The organism is Streptomyces nanhaiensis, from assembly GCF_046614825.1.
GTDB classification, from domain to species: Bacteria; Actinomycetota; Actinomycetes; order Streptomycetales; family Streptomycetaceae; genus Streptomyces; species Streptomyces radiopugnans.
The window spans coordinates 1-3,733 of record NZ_JBKJFM010000271.1; the positions used below are offsets into that span (position 1 = coordinate 1).

A 3,733-nucleotide genomic window follows, 5' to 3' on the forward strand; every position below is an offset into this window, starting at 1 on the left:
GAGGCGGCGGGGCAGGGCGCGCCGCGGGTGCTGGGCAGGCTGACCCCGCAGCAGCTGCGCATCGCGCGCTGCGTGGCCGAGGGCGCCACCAACCGGGAGGTCGCGCTGCGGCTGTCGGTCAGCCCCCGCACGGTCGACCACCACCTGCGCAACGTCTTCGCCGCGCTGGGCGTCCGCTCCCGCGTGGAGCTCACCCGGGTCCTGGCGGCGGCCGGCGACGGCCGGCACGACGGCTGAGGGCGGGACCGGGCCGGTACGGGACCGGGACCGGGCCTGGACCTGCGGCGGGAGGGCGGGGCCGTCCGCCATCCCGCGCCCGCGTACGCCCCCACGCGCTGTACCGGTTCGCCCCGCACGGGCCGCCCACGCCGGGCACCTGGGAGACTGAGCGGTCGCTAAGCGATTTCCGCACGCCTCTGGATATCCCGGTCCGGGCCTGCTGACAATGCTGCATCGAGCCGCTCCCGACACCCGCCAGGTGGAGGACCGAGATGCACCCCGTCGTACGCGCTCCCGTGAACGCCGAGGCCGTGGCCGTGCTGCACCGGGCCGCCCGCCCGCTGATGGACGAACTCCCCCGGCTCACCGACCGTGTGGTCGAGCTGCTGCGCAGGGAGGAGCCCGCCTACCGCGCCGCCTCCGTCGACCAGGACGAGCTGTGGCACGAGGTGTACCGCTCCCTGCGGCACAACGTCGGCTCCCTGCTGCGCCCCAAGGAACTGCGCGACGCCGCCCGCCGCTGCTCGTGGCGGATCGGCGCCGAGCGCGCCGAGCAGGGACTGCCGCTGGACGCCCTGATGCGGGCCTTCCGGATCGGCGGGGCGGTGGTCTGGCAGTCCCTGGTGGACCGGGTCACCCGGTACGACCCCGACGGCGCGCGGCTGCTGGTCCACGTGGCGGCCGAGGTGTGGGACTTCGTCGACGAGCACTGCGCGGTGGTCGCCGAGGCGTACCGGCGGACCGAACGCCGCCTGGCCTGGCGCCACGACAACCGCCAGCGGCTGATGGCCGACGCCCTGCTGGAGGGCACCATGCGCGTCGCCGACCTCGCGGAGACCTCCGAGGCGCTGGGCCTGCCCGAGCGGGGCCGGTACGCGGTGGTGATCGTCGCCGGCCCCGGCCGGGAGGCCCACCGTGCCCTGATCCGCTCCCGCGTCCCCGCGGCCGTGCCGGTCCTGTGGCACACCCGGTCCGACGCCGACCTGGGGATCGCCCCGCTCGGCGGCTGCCCCGGAGAGCCCGGAGAGCCCGGAGAGCCCGGCGCCGCGGACGCCGCCGGAGCGGCCGACGGACTGCTGGCGGAGCTGGCCGGCGCCCTGCCCGCGCTGCCGGGGCTGCGGACCGGCATCAGCTCCGCGGTGGAGGGCCTGGCCCAGGTCGGCGACGCCCGCCGGCTCGCCGAGACCGCACTGCGCTCCGCCACCCCGGGCGGGGCGCCGGTCCTGCTCCACGAGCACCTGCCGGCCGCCCTGCTGGTCTCCTCGCCCGGCCTGGCCGCGGCCCTGGCCGAGCGGGTCCTGGGCCCGGTGCTGCGGCTGGAGGGCCCCGACCGGGACCTGCTGCTGGACACCCTCGCCGTCTGGCTGGAGTGCGACGGATCGGCGCGGCGGGCCGGGAGCAGGCTGTTCTGCCACCGCAACACCGTCCTCAACCGGCTGCGCCGCTTCGAGCAGCTCACCGGCCGGTCGCTCGCCCGCCCCCACGAGGTGGCCGAGCTCTCCCTCGCCCTGACCGCCCGCCGGGTGCTCCACGGCCGGACGTACGGGGAGGGCGGCCCGGGGGCGGCGCGGACCGCGCCCGTCCAGGCCCGCCCCGCGGTCTGAGGCGCGCACACGCGCACGGACGCGCGTACCGGATGGTTCCAGACGAACGAGGATGGTGCGCGCGAAGGGGGTAGAGCGGTCCCGAGGGCGGGGAAGATCTGTGGGAGACGTCCGCGGAGCCGGCCGCGGACCATCCCCGGAGCACCCCCGGACGACCGGCCCCCGCCCCTCCGGCGGCGCGGCCGGCGGGGTACGCCGCCGGGAGAACCCACCGCAGGGGGGCAGGGCAACGAGGAGGAAGCACGTGGTCGACGCACATCGCACGTTCGTCATCGTCGGCGGCGGCCTGGCCGGGGCGAAGGCGGCCGAGACCCTGCGGGCCGAGGGCTTCACCGGCCGCGTCATCCTGGTCGGCGACGAACGCGACCACCCCTACGAGCGGCCTCCCCTGTCCAAGGGCTACCTCGCCGGCACCGCCGAACGCGACAGCGCCTTCGTCCACGAGCCCGCCTGGTACGCCGGCGCCGCCGTCGAACTCCACCTGGGCCAGCCCGCCGTCCGCCTCGACCGGGAGGCGAGGACGGTGGAGCTCGGCGACGGCACCCGGATCCACTACGACAAACTGCTGCTGGCCACCGGCGCCGAGCCGCGCCGCCTGAACGTCCCCGGCACCGAGCTGGCCGGGGTGCACCACCTGCGCCGCCTGGCGCACGCCGACCGGCTGCGCGGCGCCCTGGCCGGGCTCGGCCGCGACAACGGGCACCTGGTCGTCGCGGGCGCGGGCTGGATCGGCCTGGAGGTGGCCGCCGTCGCCCGCTCCTGGGGCGCCGAGGTCACCGTCATCGAGCCGAACCCCGCCCCCCTGCACTCCGTCCTCGGCCCCGAGCTGGGCGCCGTCCTCGCCGACCTGCACCGCGAGCACGGGGTGCGCCTGTACTTCGGCACCTCCCTCACCGAGATCGTCGGCCAGGACAGCCAGGTCCTGGCCGTCCGCACCGGGGACGGCGAGGAGCACCCGGCGCACGCCGTGCTCGCCGCCGTCGGCGCCGCCCCCCGCGTCTCCCTGGCCCGCGCCGCCGGGCTGGAACTGGCCGGGGAGCCCGTGGGCGGCATCGCGGTGGACGCGTCGCTGCGCACCAGCGACCCCGACATCCACGCGGCCGGCGACGTCGCGGCCCTCCACCACCCGCTGTTCGGCACCCGGCTGCGCGTCGAGCACTGGGCCAACGCGCTGAACGGCGGGCCGGCCGCCGCCCGGGCGATGCTCGGGCAGGAGGTCTCCTACGACCGGGTGCCGTACTTCTTCTCCGACCAGTACGACATGAGCATGGAGTACTCCGGCTGGGCGCCGCCCGGCTCGTACGACCAGGTGGTCGTCCGCGGCGACCTCGGCAAGCGGGAGTTCACCGCGTTCTGGCTGAGCCAGGGGCGGGTGCTGGCCGGGCTGGGCATGAACGCCGAGGGCGTCACCGGGCCGGTCCAGCGGCTCGTCCGCTCCGGCCGGGAGACCGACCCGGAGAAGCTGGCCGACCCCTCGGTGCCGCTGGAGGAACTGGCCGGAAAGTGACCCGCGGGCCCCGCCCGGCCCGGCCCCGCCCCGCCCGGCCCCGCCCCGGCCGCGGGCTCGCGTCCGCGGAGCCGTAGCGTGGCGGCATGACCGTCCCCGTCATCCGCACCGCGCCGGTGCCCGTCTCCGAGATCCTCGACCTGCGGTGGGAGGTGCTGCGCCCGGGGCTGCCGCGGGAGGCGGCGGTCTTCCCCGAGGACGGCGACCCCGCCGCGTTCCACATCGCCTCCTACGAGGGGGACGCCCCGGAGGTCCTCGGCTGCGGCACGTTCTTCCCGGAGCCCTTCCCCGGGCCCTCCTCCGGCCCGCCGCCGGACCCCGCCGCCACCGCCTACCGCTTCCGCGGCATGGCCAGCGCCCCCGCCGCCCGCGGCCGGGGCCACGGCGCCGCCGTGCTGCGCGC

Annotated in this window: 4 protein-coding genes; all 4 read left to right on the forward strand. The window is 77.5% G+C overall.

Annotated features, from left to right (window positions below; all coding sequences use genetic code 11):
- Positions 1-237 (forward strand): helix-turn-helix domain-containing protein (locus tag ACLIYP_RS29580; RefSeq protein ID WP_412716157.1); only part of this gene is annotated, 237 nt, incomplete at its 5' end.
- A 254-nt stretch (positions 238-491) separates the two neighbouring features.
- The gene (locus tag ACLIYP_RS29585) at positions 492-1,823 is read left to right on the forward strand and encodes a PucR family transcriptional regulator (RefSeq protein ID WP_412716158.1); all 1,332 of its coding nucleotides are present in this window, start codon (positions 492-494) and stop codon (positions 1,821-1,823) included.
- Between the two features lie 244 nt (positions 1,824-2,067).
- Positions 2,068-3,330, forward strand: coding sequence for an NAD(P)/FAD-dependent oxidoreductase (locus tag ACLIYP_RS29590; RefSeq protein WP_412716159.1), 1,263 nt, complete (start codon positions 2,068-2,070; stop codon positions 3,328-3,330).
- An 86-nt stretch (positions 3,331-3,416) separates the two neighbouring features.
- Positions 3,417-3,733 (forward strand): GNAT family N-acetyltransferase (locus ACLIYP_RS29595; RefSeq protein ID WP_459076360.1); only part of this gene is annotated, 317 nt, incomplete at its 3' end.

Coding starts and splice junctions, on each gene's coding strand:
- ACLIYP_RS29585 (WP_412716158.1), top strand. CDS start 492: ATGCACCCCGTCGTACGCGCTCCCGTGAACGCCGAGGCCGTGGCCGTG.